General features: G+C 36.0%; 19 protein-coding genes. 8 read left to right on the plus strand and 11 right to left on the minus strand.

Going from position 1 to position 20,265, the window contains the following annotated elements:
• Window positions 1-154: 154 nt before the first annotated feature.
• Window positions 155-1,078 (minus strand): putative sulfate exporter family transporter, encoded by a 924-nt coding sequence (locus tag AACY93_RS08085; RefSeq protein ID WP_286852768.1) that lies wholly within the window; start codon window positions 1,076-1,078, stop codon window positions 155-157.
• Between the two features lie 223 nt (window positions 1,079-1,301).
• On the opposite strand from AACY93_RS08085, the gene AACY93_RS08090 reads away from it, so the two are divergent.
• Entirely contained in the window at window positions 1,302-2,147 is an 846-nt protein-coding gene (locus tag AACY93_RS08090) for a DUF2911 domain-containing protein (RefSeq protein WP_286852767.1), read from the plus strand.
• A 118-nt stretch (window positions 2,148-2,265) separates the two neighbouring features.
• Here the strand turns inward: AACY93_RS08090 and AACY93_RS08095 are convergent, their stop codons facing one another.
• The 9 genes from AACY93_RS08095 to AACY93_RS08135 all read right to left on the minus strand — a co-directional run bounded on the left by AACY93_RS08095 (window position 2,266) and on the right by AACY93_RS08135 (window position 12,033).
• On the minus strand, window positions 2,266-3,945 hold the full coding sequence (locus AACY93_RS08095) for a sodium:solute symporter (protein WP_286852766.1): 1,680 nt from the start codon (window positions 3,943-3,945) through the stop codon (window positions 2,266-2,268).
• Between the two features lie 125 nt (window positions 3,946-4,070).
• Window positions 4,071-6,593, minus strand: coding sequence for a PIG-L family deacetylase (locus AACY93_RS08100; RefSeq protein WP_286852765.1), 2,523 nt, complete (start codon window positions 6,591-6,593; stop codon window positions 4,071-4,073).
• A 108-nt stretch (window positions 6,594-6,701) separates the two neighbouring features.
• Complete coding sequence (corA, locus tag AACY93_RS08105; RefSeq protein WP_286852764.1) at window positions 6,702-7,769, minus strand: magnesium/cobalt transporter CorA; 1,068 nt, start codon at window positions 7,767-7,769, stop codon at window positions 6,702-6,704.
• A 34-nt stretch (window positions 7,770-7,803) separates the two neighbouring features.
• Window positions 7,804-8,337: a mechanosensitive ion channel domain-containing protein gene (locus AACY93_RS08110; RefSeq protein WP_286852763.1), complete on the minus strand. Its 534-nt coding sequence runs from the start codon at window positions 8,335-8,337 to the stop codon at window positions 7,804-7,806.
• Window positions 8,338-8,407: 70 nt separating this feature from the next.
• Complete coding sequence (locus AACY93_RS08115; protein WP_286852762.1) at window positions 8,408-8,998, minus strand: Maf-like protein; 591 nt, start codon at window positions 8,996-8,998, stop codon at window positions 8,408-8,410.
• Window positions 8,998-9,924 carry a geranylgeranylglycerol-phosphate geranylgeranyltransferase gene (locus AACY93_RS08120; RefSeq protein WP_286852761.1) on the minus strand — a complete coding sequence of 309 codons (927 nt, stop codon included), beginning with the start codon at window positions 9,922-9,924 and terminating at the stop codon, window positions 8,998-9,000. The genes AACY93_RS08115 and AACY93_RS08120 overlap by 1 nt, the downstream gene beginning before the upstream one ends.
• Before the next feature lie 223 nt (window positions 9,925-10,147).
• A complete protein-coding gene (locus AACY93_RS08125) occupies window positions 10,148-10,678 on the minus strand; it encodes an HAD-IIIA family hydrolase (RefSeq protein ID WP_286852760.1) in 531 nt (176 codons plus the stop codon).
• Window positions 10,668-11,426 carry a Rossmann-like and DUF2520 domain-containing protein gene (locus tag AACY93_RS08130; protein WP_007651338.1) on the minus strand — a complete coding sequence of 253 codons (759 nt, stop codon included), beginning with the start codon at window positions 11,424-11,426 and terminating at the stop codon, window positions 10,668-10,670. Before AACY93_RS08130 ends, AACY93_RS08125 begins: the two co-directional genes overlap by 11 nt.
• Before the next feature lie 19 nt (window positions 11,427-11,445).
• Window positions 11,446-12,033: a Crp/Fnr family transcriptional regulator gene (locus AACY93_RS08135; RefSeq protein WP_286852759.1), complete on the minus strand. Its 588-nt coding sequence runs from the start codon at window positions 12,031-12,033 to the stop codon at window positions 11,446-11,448.
• Window positions 12,034-12,108: 75 nt separating this feature from the next.
• Here AACY93_RS08135 and AACY93_RS08140 point away from each other — a divergent pair, with 75 nt between their 5' ends.
• The 3 genes from AACY93_RS08140 to ccsA all read left to right on the plus strand — a co-directional run bounded on the left by AACY93_RS08140 (window position 12,109) and on the right by ccsA (window position 16,092).
• On the plus strand, window positions 12,109-12,402 hold the full coding sequence (locus tag AACY93_RS08140; RefSeq protein WP_007651336.1) for a hypothetical protein: 294 nt from the start codon (window positions 12,109-12,111) through the stop codon (window positions 12,400-12,402).
• Between the two features lie 10 nt (window positions 12,403-12,412).
• Window positions 12,413-12,811, plus strand: coding sequence for a group III truncated hemoglobin (locus tag AACY93_RS08145; protein WP_007651335.1), 399 nt, complete (start codon window positions 12,413-12,415; stop codon window positions 12,809-12,811).
• Window positions 12,812-12,897: 86 nt separating this feature from the next.
• Complete coding sequence (ccsA, locus tag AACY93_RS08150; RefSeq protein WP_286852758.1) at window positions 12,898-16,092, plus strand: cytochrome c biogenesis protein CcsA; 3,195 nt, start codon at window positions 12,898-12,900, stop codon at window positions 16,090-16,092.
• Window positions 16,093-16,163: 71 nt separating this feature from the next.
• Here ccsA and AACY93_RS08155 read toward each other — a convergent pair whose 3' ends face one another.
• On the minus strand, window positions 16,164-16,535 hold the full coding sequence (locus tag AACY93_RS08155) for a hypothetical protein (RefSeq protein ID WP_007651333.1): 372 nt from the start codon (window positions 16,533-16,535) through the stop codon (window positions 16,164-16,166).
• A 181-nt stretch (window positions 16,536-16,716) separates the two neighbouring features.
• On the opposite strand from AACY93_RS08155, the gene AACY93_RS08160 reads away from it, so the two are divergent.
• From AACY93_RS08160 to AACY93_RS08175, 4 genes are all read left to right on the plus strand, one after another.
• Window positions 16,717-17,349, plus strand: coding sequence for a Crp/Fnr family transcriptional regulator (locus tag AACY93_RS08160; protein WP_007651332.1), 633 nt, complete (start codon window positions 16,717-16,719; stop codon window positions 17,347-17,349).
• A gap of 23 nt (window positions 17,350-17,372) precedes the next feature.
• Window positions 17,373-18,173, plus strand: a complete 801-nt coding sequence (locus AACY93_RS08165; protein WP_286852757.1) for a sulfite exporter TauE/SafE family protein — start codon at window positions 17,373-17,375, stop codon at window positions 18,171-18,173.
• A 123-nt stretch (window positions 18,174-18,296) separates the two neighbouring features.
• Window positions 18,297-19,712: an MBL fold metallo-hydrolase gene (locus AACY93_RS08170; protein ID WP_286852756.1), complete on the plus strand. Its 1,416-nt coding sequence runs from the start codon at window positions 18,297-18,299 to the stop codon at window positions 19,710-19,712.
• Window positions 19,713-19,840: 128 nt separating this feature from the next.
• Window positions 19,841-20,212, plus strand: coding sequence for a rhodanese-like domain-containing protein (locus AACY93_RS08175; RefSeq protein ID WP_286852755.1), 372 nt, complete (start codon window positions 19,841-19,843; stop codon window positions 20,210-20,212).
• The last annotated feature ends 53 nt before the right edge of the window (window positions 20,213-20,265 follow it).

The following is a 20,265-nucleotide window of genomic DNA, read 5'->3' on the forward strand; positions in this document are numbered from 1 at the left end:
CGTTTGTGTAAAGATACTAAATGTCTAACTTTAAATATTAAAAATTAGACAATTTTAACATATGATGCTGTAAGATTTCTCTATGAAGCTGCAAAAAGGCTTAAATTGGCCTACAGGTACCCATAATTAAAATTGTACATTGCATTAAAATGTTCTAAAACTTAAGGATGTAAAGTAAGGAGAGACTGGAAATAAACACCCATAAAACAACTGCAAAAAGGAATGGCTTTAAACCTGTTTCTTTAAGCTGTTTGATGGAAAGAGTGGTTCCAACCAAGAATAATGTTAGGATTAACAATCTTTTGGAAACAAATACAATATTAGTGGACCAACTGTTGGGAATTAGGTCATAGCTGTTAATAAGTATGGCCACTATAAAGCCTAAAATAAACCAAGGTATTTTTATTTTGTCTGTTTTATTTTTAAATAAAAACATAGAGAATATGGACAAAGGGATTATCCACAAGGTCCTGGACAATTTAACAGTGGTAGCAATTAGCAAGGCTTCTTCGCCATATTGCAAAGCAGCACCAACCACAGAACTGGTATCGTGAATGGCCACAGCGCACCAAAGTCCGAAATCGCTTTGGCTTAGGTTGAAATAATGTCCCAAACCCGGAAAAATAAACAAGGCCACCGAATTGAGGAAAAAGACAATTCCCAGAGCTATGGATATGGTTTTGGGTTCTGCTTTAATAATTGGAGACACAGCCGCAATGGCACTGCCTCCGCAAATGGTGGTTCCAGAAGTTATTAAGTGGCTTAATTTTTTATCCAACTGCATGTATTTTCCAACGAGCAAACCCAAGACAACCGTTAAAAAGATTGAGAGAGTGGTCAAGCTAAGCCCTTCCAAACTGGTTTCCAGGGTTTCAATTAAGGACATCCCAAAACCCAAGCCCACTACCGCCATTTTCAACAAATATTGAATGCCTTTTTGACTTTGCTTTAAAAAAGGATTTCCAAACAGGATGGTAAATATAAATCCAGTTAACAAGGCCAAAGGACTGTTAAGAACACCCAATAGGCAAAGCAATAGAATGATAATAAAAATAACTTTGGAACTGGTGTTTTTCATTTAAAAAAAAAAAGAGAGATATAAGTTGAATAAAACTCTGTGAAAGTTGAAGTTTTAGACGTGCAAATATAGAATGTTTTAAAGGTTTTTTAGTTTCTTTTTGGCTCTTATTTCTTGATTAAGGAAGTTATGTAGGGAAGATTAATATTCTTTTAACAATTATACATAATTTTAACTTGTATTTTTACAATTCTAAAATTTAATTAACACCAAAACAAAACACATGAAAAAAATATTACTATTATTAGCTGTTGTTGCATTGTCGTTTAACATGAAGGCACAGGTAACTACACCGCAATCAAGTCCGTTCAGTAAAGTGGAACAAAAAGTGGGCTTAACAGATGTTACCTTGGAATACTCGAGACCAAGTATGAAAGGACGTGTTATATATGGAGATTTGGTACCATATGATAAATTATGGAGAACAGGAGCCAATAAAAACACCATTATTAGCTTTAGTGATAATGTTACCATAATGGGTCAATTGTTAAAAGCAGGTTCTTATGCTATTTATACCAAACCAGGCAAAGAGGCTTGGGAAGTTCTTTTTTATTCAGAAACAGAAAACTGGGGAACCCCAGAAAAATGGGATGATGGCAAAGTAGCTGCTAGAGTAAAGGCAGAAGCTGTTTCCATACCATTTGAGGTGGAAACATTTACAATTGATATTAATCAGATATCAAATTCCGGAGCAACCCTTGAGATAATTTGGGAGAAAACCTATGTAGCTGTACCTTTTTCAGTTCCAACAGACGACAAAGTGTTGGCATCCATCAATGATGCATTAAACGGAACACCTAAAGCAAATGATTATTATGCTGCCGCTGTGTATTACTTACAAGAAGGAAAAGATATTAAACAAGCCAAGGAATGGATGGATTTAGCCATGAAAATGACTGAAAAACCAATGTTTTATCAATTAAGACAACAGTCCTTGATTTATGCAAAAGCTGGTGATACCCAAGGCGCTATTGAAATTGCCAAGAAGTCCCTGGAAGGAGCCAAGGAAGCCGGAAACGACGATTATGTTAAAATGAACATGGATTCCTTAGCCGAATGGGAGAACTAAAAATCTAGTATAATTCTTATAAATAAAGCCTCACAATCTTTAATTGTGAGGCTTTTTTGTTTAAAAACTTTGGGAAACTTTATAGGTTATCCTTTAAGATCTTTCCCGTAAAAAACCTTTAGGACGATTTAGGATTTAATTTTTGAATGATAAAAGCTATTAGAATAACAAGGATACACCCAAACAAATTAAGCCATAAATAAGGCATCCAGTCTTGCCACCAGCCCAAGATAACTATGGCTTGAGTTATTAAAGCTGCCACAAAAACGGCATTGCCACGAACATATTTAAAGAAAAAGGCCAGAAGGAAAATACCAAGCACATTTCCGTAGAAAATAGAACCTATAATATTTACCAATTGAATTAAATTATCGGCCAAATAGGCCACACAGGCAATAATTATAGCTAAAATTCCCCATGCAAAAGTGAACCATTTCGTGGCTTTTAAATAATGGGTTTCACTTTTTCCCGGAACCATACTACGTTTGTAGAGATCCAAGGAGGTGGTAGACGCCAGTGCATTCAATTCGCTGGCAGTACTGGACATGGCAGCACTTAAAATCACGGCCAGTAATAAACCAATCAAACCTCTGGGTAAATTGTTAAGTATAAAATGGATAAACACATAATCCTTATCATTGGTTTCCACACGCACAATCTTACTGTCTGCTGCTTCCTGTATCAATAATTTAGCAGCTTCCCTATTGGCTATGTCTGCTTGGTTGGCTAAGGCTATTTCATCTGTTAGCATAGGGTTTCCAGTGTCAACGTATTTTTTGATAACCTCTTGTTTGGTGTTGAAAATGGCCAGTTGTTCCTGTTCCAAATCTTGATAGGCATTGGCATATTCCGAATTTAAAATAAGCTCTTCTGCAGCAGGATTGAAATTTATAGGCGACTGATTGAATTGATAAAACACAAACACCATGACACCAACCAATAGAATAAAAAACTGCATAGGGACTTTCAACAAGCCATTGAAAATCAATCCCATTTGCATTTCCTTAACCGATTTTCCCGAGAGATAGCGTTGCACTTGGCTTTGGTCTGTTCCAAAATAGGAAAGCGCCAAAAAGGTACCTCCAATCAAACCACTCCAAACCGTGTATCTGTTTTCCAAATTAAAGGAAAAATCCAGGACATCCATTTTACCACTTGCTCCTGCAATTTCCAAAGCTTTGGTAAAGGTGATGTTTTCTGGGAGATAACTTATAATTAAAAAGAAAGCCACAAACATGCCTGTAAAAATAACAGCCATTTGGTGTTTTTGTGTCATGCTTACTGCTTTGGTTCCGCCGGAAACCGTATAAATAATGACCAAAATCCCTATGATAATATTCAAATAGGTGAGGTTCCAACCCAGAACGGCCGATAATATAATGGCTGGAGCATAAATAGTGATTCCAGCTGCCAAACCCCGTTGTATAAGAAATAGTATGGCCGTTAGGCTTCGTGTTTTTAAATCGAAACGATTTTCGAGAAACTCGTACGCAGTGTATACTTTTAATCTGTGATATAAAGGAATAAAAACCATGCAGATTATTATCATGGCTATGGGAAGACCAAAATAGAATTGCACAAAGCCCATTCCGGAATGAAAGGCTTGTCCTGGAGTGGATAAAAACGTTATGGCACTTGCTTGGGTAGCCATAACCGATAAACCTATGGTCCACCATTTCGATTCGTTGCCACCACGCACATAATCCTGTACATTTTTACTACCTCTGGTTTTCCAAGTCCCATAGCCTACAATGGTTACAAGGGTTCCTATTAAAACAATCCAGTCTAATGTTTGCATTTTTAAAACGCTTTAGTGATTAAGTAAAAAACAATAAGGTATAGTGCATTTGCAATCAACACCAAGGTGTACATGTTATTCCATTTGTATTTTTGGTTTGGTTTCATGGGTTATGTTTTTACTTATTAGTTTTCAAGTGGTTTTGCTGAGGTTTCTGGATTTTTGCCAAGGCTCAGCATGTTGGCAAACAATCTATAGGCTCCAGGCACGCCTGCAGGAAATTCCCTAAAAAAGCTCAGTCCTGTATAAATGTAATGGCCTTTACCATATTTAGCTACCAATAAACTTCCTTTTTTAGCCGATTCCCCTTTGTCGTGCATGGAAAAAATAGGAGTGAATTCTTTGGCCCAAGTATCTGGAAAATACAAGCCTCTTTCTTGGGTCCAACCCTTAAAATCGTCTTGTGTTATCTTGTTTGGCGTATTTAACACGGGATGTTTGGGAGCCAGGAATTTTACTTCAGCAGTTTCATCGGTTACACGATCCCTGGAGAGCTCCAGTTTGTAAGGCGCCAATTCATCCACTTTCAATTGATGGCTGGTATTGTATTGTACAATCATGTTCCCTCCATTTTTAACAAACTCAAATAACAATTGTTGTTTAAATTTAATGGTTTCCAAAGTATTGTATGCTCTTATTCCAACAACTATGGCGTCAAATTCATCTAAAGTTTTGGGGTTGATGTCTTCAGGTTTCAAGAGGGTAACTTGATAGCCAATTTGCTCCAGACTTTCTGGAACAACATCTCCAGCACCAACGATGTAACCAATGTTTTCCCCTTCTTTATGAAGGTCCAAACGCACTATTTTTGTTTCCGAAGGCAACAAAACGGTTTGATAGGGAATATGTTCGTAGTCTATTTCAATCAGTTCCTTGGAATAGGTTTGTCCGTTTACCAGCATTTCAGGGATGATTTGTCCTTCATGTTGATTTTTTGGAGGGGTTACACGAAAGATCACTGTTTTTTCTTCGCCTTTATTTTCAATTTGTATGTCCTGTTTTTGGGGAGTTACCTGCCATTCCTTAGGATACTTCAAGCTTAAAGTTCCTTCTAGGTTATCGCGACCGGCTTTTACCATAACAGGAATGTCCTTGGCTTGGCTATTCTCAAAAATGATGACCTTTTCTGAAATTTTAACCGATGCTTCTGGAATAATTTCAAAGGGTTTGTAAACCTCACCTTTTACAGGATCGTTGGTTTTGTAAACAATAGGTTTTGTAAAAGTTATGGGTGTATGGTTGAAGCGTAATTTGAAAGATACTGTAAAAACCCTTGGTGTTTCTGGTTTTCCTACTAACGTGTCATTGGATACTTGGTACATGCCTAGAGTCCCTTTTTCGGTGAGCCAATACGGCGTGGTAGGCTTTTGAGTGTCTGGGATTTCCAACACTTCATGAAAGTCAAATCCGTTGTTTTCAGTTAAAGCAAGCTGTTTTTCAATGTTTGTGTTATTGCAAGTTATGGTTTCCAAAGTAATGGGATAAGCACTTCTATTGATGGTTTCAATATTCAATTTAACGGTTTCCCCTGGAGTTGCTTGGCTTACTACAGATGCAGCTTCTAGATACAGTCCAGCACAATTGTAAATAATGTTTTTGATTTCTTCGGTTTTGTAAGTTCTCCAATGTGTGTCTTCCAGTTTTTGAATTAGTTGGTAGGCTTCCACCAGCTTAGGAATACTTGCTGCAGGATTCTTAAAATCGTAATTGGCTTCAACTTGCTGTAATATGTTACCAATGGCTTCGCCACCTTTTACACGCTTCCAAGTGGTGTCTATACCATCAAACAAGTTGTTTTTATTTTGAGGCATGTCTCCTTTTATCAATTCAAGATATTCCATTTGCACACCGCGAGTACCTGTGTTTCCAAAGCCTTGCGATTTGTGTTGACTTCTGCTTAAAGCGGCGATTTCTGTATTGCTTAACCCAATTGATGGATAATAAACCCCCAAATCGAATTCCAACAACTTGCTTTTATCGGCTTTGTCAAATTTCTCCTGACTGCCATAAAACCACCAAGAAGTATTAAAAAACACACGTTTGGGTTGCCACAGACTAGTGTGATTCAATTGGTTGGGATATGCTGATTTTTTGTTGGTTAAATCGAACGCTTCTAGGCTAAGCATGGCAGAGCTGGTGTGATGTCCATGAGTTTTTCCTGGACTTCTGTGGTCAAACCGATTGATAATGATATCTGGTTGAAATTGTCGGATGGCTAAAACCACATCGCTTAAAACAGCTTCCTTGTTCCATATTTCCAAGGTTTCATCTGGATGTTTGGAATACCCAAAATCGTTGGCACGTGTAAAGCGTTGTTCACCACCATCTATCTGTCTGGCAGTTAAGAGTTCTTGGGTTCTAATTACACCAAGAAGCTCTCTGATTTCGGGACCTATAAGGTTTTGGCCACCATCGCCACGAGTTAGGGAAAGATAGGCTGTTCTGGCTTTTACATGATTGGACATGTAAGAAATGAGACGTGTGTTTTCATCATCAGGATGTGCTGCCACATACAGAACGGAACCTAAAAAGTTGAGTTTTTTAATGGATTCGTAAATTTCGGAGGCATTCGGTTTTTTTGGTGCTTGAGAAAATGTATGAAAGCCAGAAAACAGCGTTATAATTACGATAAGTAATAGTCTTTGCATGATGGGTTTTTTTGAAAGCAATAAATATAAAAAGAAAACCAGCAAGCTTGCCGGTTTTTATGTTTCTTTAACGTTTCTATAATTGAAAAGGATTTGTTTTTAGTTTAGTTACAACCACTTTTTTCTTTTAAAATAGTAAAGCATGCCCAGGAAAATGACAATCATAATGCCCCAAAGAATCACGTAGCCATACCTGAAGTGTAATTCTGGCATGTGGTCGAAATTCATGCCATAAATGCCAGCGATAAAGGTTAAGGGAATAAAGATGGTTGCAATAATGGTCAGTACTTTCATGACTTCGTTCATTTTATTGCTGATGCTTGTCATGTACATGTCCATTAAACTCCAAACCATTTCCCTGTAAATATCAACGGAATCGGATAGTTGAATGACGTGGTCGTAAATGTCCCGATAATATTGTATGGTATTGGGTTGTATTAGTGCATGTTCGTTTTTTTCAATGCGACTGATGATTTCACGAATGGGGAAGATGGCACGACGTATTTTTAAAACTTCTTTTTTAAGGTTTAAAACTTGTATACTTAAATCTTCCTTCAATTCGCCATTAAACAAAATTTCTTCTAAATCTTCAATTTTATTGCCCATGGTTTCGCTTACTATATAGTAATGGTCCACGATGGCATCTATTAATGCATATAGTAAATAATCTGTTCCATGTGTCCTGATCCTGCCATTTGCCAAACGGAGACGCTCTCTTACATTATCAAACACATCACCTTCAATTTCTTGGTAAGACAAGACGTAATTTTCTCCTAAAACCAAACTAATTTGTTCAATTTTAATGTCTTCGTTTTCATCATAATAAAGCATTTTTAAGATGACAAAAATATAATCGTCGTATACATCAATTTTTGGTCTTTGTGAGGTATTGGCAATGTCTGCCATGATCAATGGATGCAGGTTGTAGTGTTTTCCTATTTTTTCAATATCCTGAATGTGGTTAAGACCGTTAATGTTAATCCAGGTATTGGAATTGGTGTGTTTAAAATTAAAAGCTTCTTCAACCGATTTTAGTTCGGATTCGTTTACAAAGTCTTTGGCATAATCAAACGCATCTATAAATAATTTTTCAGTAGGGTTTTCTCCAGTGTAAACTATAGAACCTGGGGATTGTTTGATGTGTTTTTTGTATTTATTGGTTCTTTTCTTGGCCATAAAGTATAAATAATACTATAAATATATGGAATATTTAAATAGCATCAATCCCTTCGTCTATGGCATCTTTTTTAACCAAAGTCACTGCTTTTTGAAGCATTAAATTGTTAGGATAGGTAACCAGGTCGCCATTATCCAGGCGTAAATGAAGTTGAAACGCCCTAATATCCTCAATGATGGCTTCTATAGGAAAATCCTTGTCATGAATCTGGATTTTATCGCCTACCTTATAAGGAAATGAAAAGAACATAATAACACCAGAGGTGATGTTACTTAAAATAGACCAAATAGCAAAAAGGGCAATTCCAATTACGGCAAACACCGAAGAAAATACCAGAGCCAAATCTTTCAATTGGGCACCAAAAATAAAGGTTTCAATTAAAAGGGCCAACAGGATTAAGGTTACAGTGGCATAACGGCTAATTAAGTGAATGCGTGCATCGTTTATACCTGTTTTCTTTCCTAGTTTATAGATTAATTTTTTAGAAATGGACCTAATGATTATCAAGAAAACAATGATAAATAGACTAGCTATAAGTTCTGTTTGGTATGTTTGAAAAAAAGTCATTTTTTTAAACTCAATTGTGAATTGCAAAGATATAATAGAAATAGGAATTACAGGGCTTCTTAAGGTTTCTTTAAGAAGAAATAAGTGTTTGCAAGGTTTTATAAACCAAGTGGGTTGGTAAGCCTACCACATTAAAATAGGAGCCTTCTATTTTTGTGATTCCAATTTGCCCTATCCACTCTTGAATGCCATAAGCTCCGGCTTTATCATAAGGTTTGCAGGTTTTTAGATAATAATGGATTTCGTTGTCTTCCAATTTTTTAAAAGTAACTTTAGTAATCGCATTTACCGTTTTCTGGATGTTTGTGGTTGTAAAACATACAGAGGTAATAACTTCGTGAGTGGTATGGCTTAAGGACTTTATCATGTTAAAAGCGTCCTGCTCATTTTTTGGTTTTCCTAAGGCTTGACGGTTGTGCCAAACAATGGTATCACTTGTAATCAAAATATCGTTTTCCTTTAATTCCTTTAGAAAAGCAAGGGCTTTTAGTTGAGCCAGGTAGTCGCTAATTTCAAAATGTTTCAATCGTGAAGGAAATTCCTCTGGTATGGGTTTTAACCTTACTTCAAAATCCAAGCCCAATTCCTTAAAAAACTGTTGCCTTCTAGGGGAACCTGAAGCGAGAATTAGGTGGTGGTTTTTTAGTTTTTCTTTTAGCATTATCCCAGTAAAACAAATTGATAAAGTGCCAATGAGAGCATACCAATTAACATCACCAATTTAAGCAAACTACTAATAAAACGAAGTTCTTTTTTGGTTTCGGCCGTATAGGACTTGATGCTGATATAAATTAATGGTCCCATTATAAAGGCCAGAAAATATCCGACCACCAATAACTGAGAATACAAGAATGTGATGATGTAATAAACAACACCAAACACAAGCAAAACCGATAGGGTAAACACTACTTTTATGGCTCTGTTTCTTCCAAAGGCAATAGGCAAAGTGTTGAAACCAGCTTTATATTCCCCATCAATATCTTCTATGTCCTTTACAATTTCCCTTATGAAATTGATGATAAAAGCAAAGAAAGCATAGTCTAAAATTATTTTGAAAAAGGTGATTTGAGTTTCTTTGTTTTCAGGAGTCATGGCAGGCAGTAAGTCGAACAAACCAACAATAATAAGGCTTAAGGCCACCAATAAAGAAATCACTAAATTCCCAACCAATAGCAATTGTTTTAAGTAAGAGGCGTAAATATAGAGTAAGGCCGAAATGATAACAAACAAAGCAAAAAAACCATTTTTCCCAACCATATTGGATAAGTAAAAACCCAGTAAAACACCCACCACATTAAATACAATAAATAAGGTGTTGGCTGTTTTTTCTGAAATGCTTTTCCCAACAATCACTCTGTCGGGTCTGTTTACCTTGTCTATTTCAACATCATAAACATCATTAATGATGTAACCGGCTGCAGCCAAACACAGGGTTGCCAAGACCAAGATGGTAAACCCAAACAGGTTTAAGGTAATGCTTAAGTTGGTAGCTTCCAAAAACGGATCCAAAAGTGCATATTTTATTAAAAACTGAACCAACGCAATTAGGAGTAAGTTTTTATAGCGAATAAGGTTTAAGAATTTCAAAGTGTATGGTTTAAAATGGGTTAGTGTTTATAATGTTCAAGTTAAAATAACTATCTTTTGTATGGTTCCTGGTAATGTTTAATTTGAAAAAGTTATTAGGCTATTAAGAGGTTCTAAATAAATAATTCAATAATCAATAATTTCATTACAAATTTAAGAACAATTGATTTTAAATCCATTGAGGGATCTATGATTTTATTGGTTTTTTGTAAATAGACAGATTTTAATTGTAATTAGCATCAAAATTATCCAGCCATTTCCCTTGTACTTTTAGCACCTGTTCTATCACGTCCCTTACAGCACCTTTGCCTCCGTTTTTGTGGGATACGTATTTGGAAATGGCTTTAATTTCCGGAACAGCATCTTGTGGGCAACAAGGCAAGCCTACTAAATTCATTACTGGAAAATCAGGAAGGTCGTCTCCCATATACAGCACATTTTTTATGTTCAATTGATGTTTTTCCAGGTATTGGTTTAATTGGTCTATTTTGTTGTGGGCTCCAAGAAACACGTTTGTAATGCCTAAGCCTTCAAGTCTAAGTCGGACGCCTTCATTAGTGCCTCCGGAAATGATACAGACATGAAAGCCTTTGTTCACTGCTGTTTTTAAGGCATATCCATCTTTAATGTTCATGGTCCTGAGCATTTCTCCAGAGGTGGTGACAGCTATAGTGCCATCGGTTAACACACCATCTACATCAAAAATAAATGTGCTAATATGTTCTAAATATTCTTTATAGCTTTTATCTTCCATGGGTTTTTTTAATTGTATTGGTTAGAAGGTTGTAAATTGCTTTATGTTGTTCGTTCTTAAGTTGTTTTAGGTGTCTTTTAATTGTATTTTTATCGTTGCGTTTTGCAGGGCCTGTTTGAGCCATGTAAGGCGACATGGTTTGAACTTTTTGGGCTGTTTCAAGAATCAATGGTTTTAAAATATCGAATTCCACACCTTCCGATTCGGTAATTTCATGGGCCACACGATAGAGCTGATTTGTAAAATTATTTACAAACACAGCTGCTAAATGTAAGGCTTTTCTTTGGTCGCTGTTCACTCTATAATGAGGGCTCCCAAGCGCTACAGCCAAAGACTTTAATTGAGGGTAATCTTTTTTGCCAATGGTTTCTATGCAAATGGGTACCTGTTTGAAATCTACCTTCGCTTCTTTGGAAAAGGTTTGAAGAGGGTAAAACACAGCCCGTCTGTTTTTTTTGTCCAAATCGTAAATACCTACACTTCCGGAAGTATGCACCACCAAACGGTCTTTAAAAGGCAAAGCTTCAGAAACAGAAGAAATGGCATCATCACTAACAGCAATAATATAAATGTCTGCTTCTGCTAAACCATTTAAGTCAGCAACGATTTCAACTTTATTTTTAAAAGAACTTATTTTGTTTAAATCCCTGCTATACCATTGTTTCACTGAAACGGTTTTGGTTTTTGAGAATGCCTTGAACAGATGGGTAGCAACATTTCCTGCACCAATAATAGATACTGTAATCATGTGTCTAAAATAAGGATATTTATATATATACTTTACGTTGTTTAAGTATTAATTTTTCAGTTTTTTCCAATTGTTTGACAGCTCTAATTACGGTTTCTACACGTAAACCTGTTAAATCGGATATTTGCTGACGTGTTAATTTTACTTCAAACAAACCTTCGGCATTCGCAGAATCCTTTAAGTGGTGCAACAAGGTTAAAATGCGATGTTCTGGTGGATGAATGGACAATTCCTTCATGATTTTTGCCTTGTAGAGCATTCGGTTGCAAAGTTGTTTGGTAAATTTTAAATGTATGTCTGGATGGGCTTTCAGTAAATTGATAAACACTTTTTTCTCAAGTACATACACTTCGCAATCTTCTATGCACATGGCACTGGCTGGATAAGCAAAAGACCCAAAAAGGGGAGGCTCACCAAACGATGTGTTTTTTTCAAAAAAGCCTTGGGTAAATTCTTTGCCATCTTCTGTGAGATTAAACATTTTAACCTTTCCCGATTTTAATTGATAGTAATATCGTGGGATTTCGGCTTCGTTAAAAATAATTTCATCTTTTGAAAAGGTTTTCAAAATAGGATGATAGGTTTCTAAAATAGCCGTTGGAATCATGTTGGTATGATTTGAATCATAAAAGAACAAAGATAAAATTTAGAATTTTGTAATGAGAATTTAAAACACTAAAAAATGAATTTTTACCAAAAATCCCTAAACGACTTTAGGGAGAACTTTATCTTGTACATACCTCTCTCCATTATTTTGCAGAGTTGTATAGGCTCTATAGCAGCCATGTTTATTTTAATGAACAGTACAGCCGAGTCTTTCAATTTTATTCAATTAACTTTGTGTGTTGTTTTTTCCATGGGTTATAACGCTGTTATTTTTGCCCAATTGAAAAGCAAATTGATTTTTAATGCCTTAATTGCCACTTTATTGGTCAATATTGCATTGATTGTGATTAATGTCATTCAATTATCATAAACTATTTAAAATGACTAAAAAAGATATAGAAACACACGAAGATGTCCATTTATTGGTCTCAAGTTTTTATGCCAAGATTAGGAAGGATACGTTTTTAGGACCTTTTTTCAATCGGGTGATTACCGATTGGGAGGCTCATATAGATACCCTTACCACTTTTTGGGAAACCAGCTTGTTTACCACCAGAAAACTGGAACGTAAATATTACGGAAACCCTTTGGCCGTTCATGTAAAAGTAGATCAAGAGAACAACCAAAGCATTACACAGGAGCATTTTGGGAACTGGCTAAACCTATGGTTTGAAACCATTGACGAACATTTTGAAGGCGAATATGCCCTGAAGGCCAAACAAAAGGCAAGGAAAATGAGCACCTTTTTATATCTCAATATTTTTCAATCCAGACAATAAGACTTATAAAGTTTAGTCATTTTTAACACAACAAAATAAACTAAAAGGCTTAAATTTGCACGACCAAATTTAAGCGTCTCAATATCATGCAAAATAAAATCACTAAATTCTTATTTTCTACCAAATTAACTGCTGTTTTGTTTCTTGTATTTGCTGCTTCCATGGCTATAGGAACGTTTATGGATGCAGGACAGGACACTTCGCCAACGCCATACACCAGGAACCTAATTTACAACACTTGGTGGTTTGAAGCCATCATGCTCTTGTTTATGATTAATTTTATCGGTAACATTCCAAAATACAGGTTGTGGCGTAAAGAAAAATGGGCAACCTTAATTCTGCATTTGGCCTTTATTTTAATAATTCTGGGAGCAGGTATTACCAGATATATCAGCTTTGAAGGCATGATGGCCATTAGAGAAGGAGATACAGAGAATTCCATTTTATCCCATAAAACCTATATTATAGCTTATATAGATGGAGATTATATGGTGAACGGCCAAGCCCAGCGAAAAGTAGTGGAGCAGGAAGTGGATTTTTCGCCTCGAATGGAAAATGAGTTTTATTATGAAACCGATTACAACAAGCAGGAGGTAAGCTTCGAGCTTGAAAAGTTTATTGGTGGCGCAGAAATGGATGTCGTTCCTGACGATACTGGTAAGGAGTACTTAAAAATAGTGGAAGCTGGTGGTGGAGCACCACACAATCATTTTTTGGAAGCAGGACAAGTGCAAAGCATACACAATATTTTGTTTTCCTTAAACAAAGAAGTGGAAGGAGCCGTTAACATTACCTCCAATGAAAATGGATTGACCATTCAATCTCCTTTTGAAGGGGAATATATGACCATGGCAACAGGAGCCACAGGAAAGTTGGAAAAAGACAGTATCCAGCCTTTAATTTTGCGTTCCCGATATGTTATAGGAAACATGCAAATGGTTTTCCCTAAACCTGTTATAAAAGGGTCTTTCGATCTGGTTAAGAAATCTGAAATGTTACGAGGAGATGAAAATGGTGTGGTGTTAAAGATTACATCCAACGGGGAAACCAAACGGGTAAACCTGTTGGGAGGTCAAGGATACAGCAAACCTTTTGAAAAAGTAACTGTGGGTGGATTGGACATAGCTGTAAAATATGGCTCTAAAATTATCGAGTTGCCTTTCAGCATAAAATTGAACGATTTTATAGCAGACAAGTATCCAGGAACTGAAAAAAGCTATTCGTCTTTTGCCAGTGAAGTAACTGTTTTGGATGAAGTCCATGGCGATTTTAATTACCGTATTTATATGAACCATATTTTGGATCATGGAGGTTACAGGTTTTTCCAATCTGGTTTCGATCCTGATGAAAAAGGAACCAAACTCTCTGTAAATCACGATTTTTATGGAACTTGGGTTACTTATATAGGATATTCTTTGTTGTACTTTGGCATGTTGGCCATTTTATTTGACAGGAAAACACGTTTTGCCGATTTAAAACGCATGCTCAATAAGGTTAAGGACAAGAAGGCAAAAGCATTGATGATGCTGTTTTTATTCATTGGATTGCAAGGTTTTTCACAGGACCATTCTCAAAACGATGGTCATGCGCATAGCAATAGACCAACCAAACATCAAATAGACTCAATATTGGCAGCAAACATCACACCTAAAGCGCATGCCGATAAGTTTGCCCATTTGGTGATACAGGATGTAGGAGGGAGAATGATGCCAATAAACACCTATGCATCTGAAATGCTTAGAAAATTAAGCAAACATGATACTTACGAAGATTTTGATGCCAATCAGGTATTTCTTTCCATACAGGAAAGTCCCTTATTGTGGTACAACGTGCCCATAATCTATTTAAAACCGCAAAAAGCAGATTCCATACGTAGATTGATTGGTGTAGCAGAAAGTCAGAAATATGTTGCTTTGGTAGACTTTTTTACAGAAAATGGGGCTTATAAACTGGCTCCATATCTGGAAGAAGCATATAAAGCACAGATACCAAATGGGTTTCAAAAAGAATTTAAGGAAACAGACCAACGTGTAAATCTGTTATACAATACCATTGAAGGTTATGCTTTAAGAATTTTCCCTATTCCTGATGATGAGAACAATAAATGGATCTCTTCGGTTGAATATAGACGGGATGGATATAGAGACAAAATCAATGACTCCCTATATGGCAACTTTATAAATAATGGTTTTAGTGCCTACTTAATGACTTTAAACGCTGCAAAACAATCAGGGGATTTTACCAAAGCTGAAGAGTTGCTGGGGTCTTTCAAAAAAACACAACATAAATTTGGCAGCAGCGTCATGCTTTCAGACAAAAAGATTCAGGCCGAATTGAACTATAACAAATACGATATTTTTAAAAGACTCTATAGTTGGTACATGTATGCTTCAGCAATTATGTTCCTACTTATCATTTTCCAAATTTTTAAGGAAAGAAGCAAAGCATTAAAAATATCCATAAATGTGTTTAAGGTGATTATTTGGGTGTTTTTTGGATTGCATACCTTAGGCTTAATAGTAAGATGGTATATTTCAGGTCATGCACCTTGGAGTGATGCCTACGAATCCATGATTTACGTAGCTTGGGCTACCATGTTATTTGGGTTGATATTTGGAAGAAAAAGTGATTTAACCATAGCTGCAACGGCTTTTGTAACCTCCATGATTTTAATGGTGGCTCATTGGAACTGGATGGATCCTTCCATAGCCAATTTACAACCTGTATTGGATAGTTATTGGTTAATGATTCACGTGGCTGTTATTGTGGCCAGTTATGGGCCTTTTACCTTGGGAATGATCTTGGGAGTGGTCTCTTTACTGCTTATGATTTTTACCACCAAGGAAAATAAAAGTAAGATGCTTCTCAACATCCAAGAACTGACCCTAATCAACGAAATGGCATTAACGGTTGGTTTGGTATTGCTTACCATAGGAAACTTTTTAGGAGGTATGTGGGCAAACGAAAGTTGGGGAAGATATTGGGGTTGGGATCCAAAGGAAACTTGGGCCTTGATCAGCATCATGATTTATGCCTTTGTCATTCATATGAGATTGGTACCTGGATTGCGTGGTCGTTTTACCTTTAATTTAGCTTCCATAGTCGCTTTTTCAAGCATTATGATGACTTATTTTGGAGTTAATTTTTATCTGGCAGGATTGCATAGTTATGCCAGTGGCGACCAAATTGTAAGTGTTAAATTTATAGCCATAGCCTTTGGAATTGTTGCCGTATTAGGCTTATTGGCTTACAGAAAATATGCCAAGTTTTACAAAAAGTAAGCTAAGCATGTTATAAAGAAAAAAGGCTGCCAAGGGCAGCCTTTTTGGTTTTATGTTAATAAAAAAATGTATTAAAGCTTTATAGGGTTTTTATCTAAATTCAACTCATCCAACATGTCTTGGGTAAATTTGTAATGTCCACGACGTGTGATAATTTTAAATCTATGGTCTTTCATTCTGGTCAATACATCCAGAAAGCGCCATTTGGATTTTAATAGCTTTGGTTTTTCAGATTTTAAACTTATTTCAAAATAATGTTTCCTACCACCTTTTTCAGCCACTATGTCTGGAGTAATAGTAATATCGCTACCTTTTTTAAGGTAGGATTTTGGTGTCTCATAACCATCAACATCCGCTTTAATGTTGTCGAATCCTAGGTTCTCTAAATACGTTAAAGATTCTTTTAAAAATACTTCGTTTTCTAATTTGTCCTGTGCTATCATGCTATAAAGATAAGAATTTTAAATGGAACTTTTGGTTAAGAACCTGTTAAACCTGTTTTTGTTTGTTCATTTTCAGTAGGTTATAGGGGTTGTGCTTGTTTTTATATAACATGAGCAATATCAATTAGTTTTAATAGTTAAACATTAAATTTGTAAAATTGTACCTTATACCAACCAAAAGATGATAGAACATTTAAAAGATAATTATGGTTATTTGTTTGAAGACGCGCTGCTTCAAGAGATTAATCAAGTTGGTGTTTTTAAAGAAATTCCTGAAGGCAACAAGTTAATAGAAATTGGGGATTATATTAAATCCATGCCTTTATTGATTAGTGGTGCAGTAAAAATATTAAGGGAAGATGACCAAGGCGATGAGCTGGTGTTGTATTTTATAGAAAGAGGCGATACCTGTGCCATGACTTTATCCTGTTGTATGGGACAAAAGAAAAGCGAAATTAGGGCCATAGCCGAAACAGACACCACCTTGATCATGATTCCTGTGGAACACATGAGTTTATGGATGGGGAAATACAAAAGCTGGCAAAACTTCATCCTGCAAAGTTATCACGAACGCATGTCGGAATTGCTTGAAGCCATAGATACCATTGCTTTTTTAAAAATGGACGAACGTATTTTAAAATATCTTAGGGACAAAGCCATGGTTAACCATAGCGAAGAAATCTCGGCAACCCATCAACAAATAGCAAACGATTTGCATACCTCTAGAGTGGTGGTGTCCAGAATCCTAAAAGCTTTGGAAAACAACCATCAAATAAAAATTAATAGAAATAGAATTACTTTGTTGGACCTTTAAAAAGCTAATTGTAAATTTTCAATATGGATTTACATACCATTTTTGGATATCTTGGAGCATTGGTAATAGGTGTGGTACTGGGATTGATAGGAGGCGGAGGTTCCATTCTTACTGTTCCGGTATTGGTGTATCTACTTTCCGTTAATCCGGTGACAGCAACTGCCTATTCACTTTTTATAGTCGGTTTTACCACTTTAATTGGCGCTGTACAAAACATAAAAAAGGGATTGGTGGATTTTAAAACAGCTTTTGTGTTTGCAACTCCAGCTTTTATGGCAGTATATGCAACCAGAAAGTATTTAGTCCCAGCCATTCCACAGCACATTGGGACAGTTTACGGTTTTGTAATCACAAAGGACATGGCCATCATGATGTTTTTTGCCATTATTATGTTATTGGCTTCCATTTCCATGATTCGTAATAACCAAAAGATATCCTTGGAAGGCAATAAGGTGTCTTATAATTATCCTTTAATTGTTGCCGAAGGGATTGTTGTTGGTGTTTTAACTGGCATTGTTGGCGCAGGAGGAGGATTTTTAATCATTCCTGCCTTGGTATTATTGGCCAAACTTCCCATGAAAAAAGCAGTGGCAACATCCTTATTGATTATAGCCATTAAATCATTAATAGGATTTATAGGCGATATAGAAAATTTAAAAATAGATTGGTTATTTTTATTGGCTTTTACAGCAGTTTCAGTAGTAGGAATTTTTATAGGAACCTATCTTTCAAATTTTATTGATGGGAAGAAATTAAAAAAAAGCTTCGGGTGGTTTGTTTTAATTATGGGATGTTATATTATTTACAAAGAACTTACCCATTAACAATAAATTGTAACAATTGTTACTGCAAAAAAAGAATAACATGCCTATTTTTGTAACCTAATTCCAAATACAAGTAAAGCTTAAGAGCTGTATTTTTAAAACGAACATATAAAATACCAACACATGAAGATAGAACAAATTTATACAGGTTGTTTGGCACATGCAGCCTATTATATAGAAAACAATGGAGAAGCAGCAATTATAGATCCTTTAAGAGAAGTACAACCTTATATAAAAAGGGCCAAATTGGACGATGCAAAAATCAAATATATTTTTGAAACCCATTTTCATGCCGATTTTGTGAGTGGTCATTTGGATTTAAAAAAGAAAACTGGAGCAGATATAGTATTTGGACCAACTGCAGAACCTTCTTATGAGGCGATTATTGCCGAAGATGGACAAATATTTCAAGTTGGGGAGTATCAAATTAAAGCCATACATACTCCAGGACATACCATGGAAAGTACTACCTATTTGTTGATAGATGAAAATGGAAAAGAACACGGCATCGTGACTGGAGACACTTTGTTTATAGGTGATGTGGGAAGACCGGATTTGGCGCAGAAAATAGCATCCGATTTAACCCAAGAAAAACTGGCAGGTTATCTGTTCGATTCGCTACGAAATAAAATCATGCCTTTAAGCGACGATCTTATTGTATATCCCAATCATGGAGCAGGTTCTGCCTGTGGAAAAAACATGAGCAAGGAAACTACCGACACTTTAGGTCACCAAAAGCAAGTAAATTATGCCCTAAGGGCAGATATGACCAAAGAAGAATTTATAGCAGAATTATTGGATGGTTTAAGTGCACCTCCAGGGTACTTTCCTCAAAATGTAATGATGAACATTCAAGGGTATGAAAGTTTTGATCAGGTCATGGAAAAATCGCATAAGCCCTTAACACCTAAAGAGTTTGAAGCATCTGCCAACGAAACCGAAGCAGTTGTTTTGGATGTGCGCCATCAAAACGATTTTGTTAAAGGACACATACCACGTTCCATTTTTATTGGAATTGATGGAGGTTTTGCTCCTTGGGTTGGCGCTTTAATTGTAGATGTTAAACAACCCATTTTAATTGTAGCTCCTAAAGGGAGGGAAGAAGAAGTCATTACCAGACTCTCTAGGGTTGGTTTTGATCATGTTGTTGGATATTTGGACGGCAGTTTTGAAGCTTGGAAAAAGGAAGGTTTGGAATACGATACCATTTCAGCCATTTCTGCTGAAGAATTTAAAAACAGATACGAAGACATTAAAGACGTTATTTTTGATGTGAGAAAAGAAGGTGAGTACACAGCAGAACATATTGAAAATGCTCATTTTACGCCATTGGATTTCTTAAATGACTATTTATCGGAGTTTCCAGACAACGAAACCTTTTATTTACATTGTGCAGGAGGTTACAGGTCTGTGATAGCAGCTTCCATTTTAAAAAGTAGGGGAATCCATAATTTGGTGGATGTTGCCGGTGGATTTTCAGATATTAAAACCTGTGGTGTTCCAACCACAAACTATGTTTGTCCTTCCACTTTAAAATAAACTTGATTTTTTATAATAAATAATTGTGAAGAGCGACCAACGGTCGCTCTTTTTTATGTAACTTATGTTACTGATGGGTTAGGTATAAACGCTTAAATTTATACTTCCAAATAAAACCAAAAATCAACATGAAAAAAAGGCTTATTTTATTTTTTGTAATGCTCTTGGCCATAACGGTTCATGCGCAAGAAGCAGATAGTATTGCCTTGCTTTCCCCAGTAGAATTTAAAACCCAAATAGAACGTGGGTCTGTGCAACTTATTGATGTAAGAACCCCTGAAGAATTTCAAGAAGGCCATATAGAAGGGGCTTTAAACATCGATTTTTATTCTGAAGATTTTGAGAAAGAGTTCCATAAGTTGGATAAAGAGCAACCTGTTTATTTGTATTGCCGAAGTGGGTATAGAAGCAACCAGTCTGCCATAAAATTAAAAGAAATGGGCTTTAAAGATGTCTACGATTTAGAAGGGGGCATCCTAAATTATAATCAAGAAGATTAATGAACCGAGCCTATGGCGAACACATTTTACCTTATTATAAAATAGAAAATAAA

This window comes from uncultured Xanthomarina sp., assembly GCF_963971605.1.
GTDB lineage: Bacteria > Bacteroidota > Bacteroidia > Flavobacteriales > Flavobacteriaceae > Xanthomarina > Xanthomarina gelatinilytica.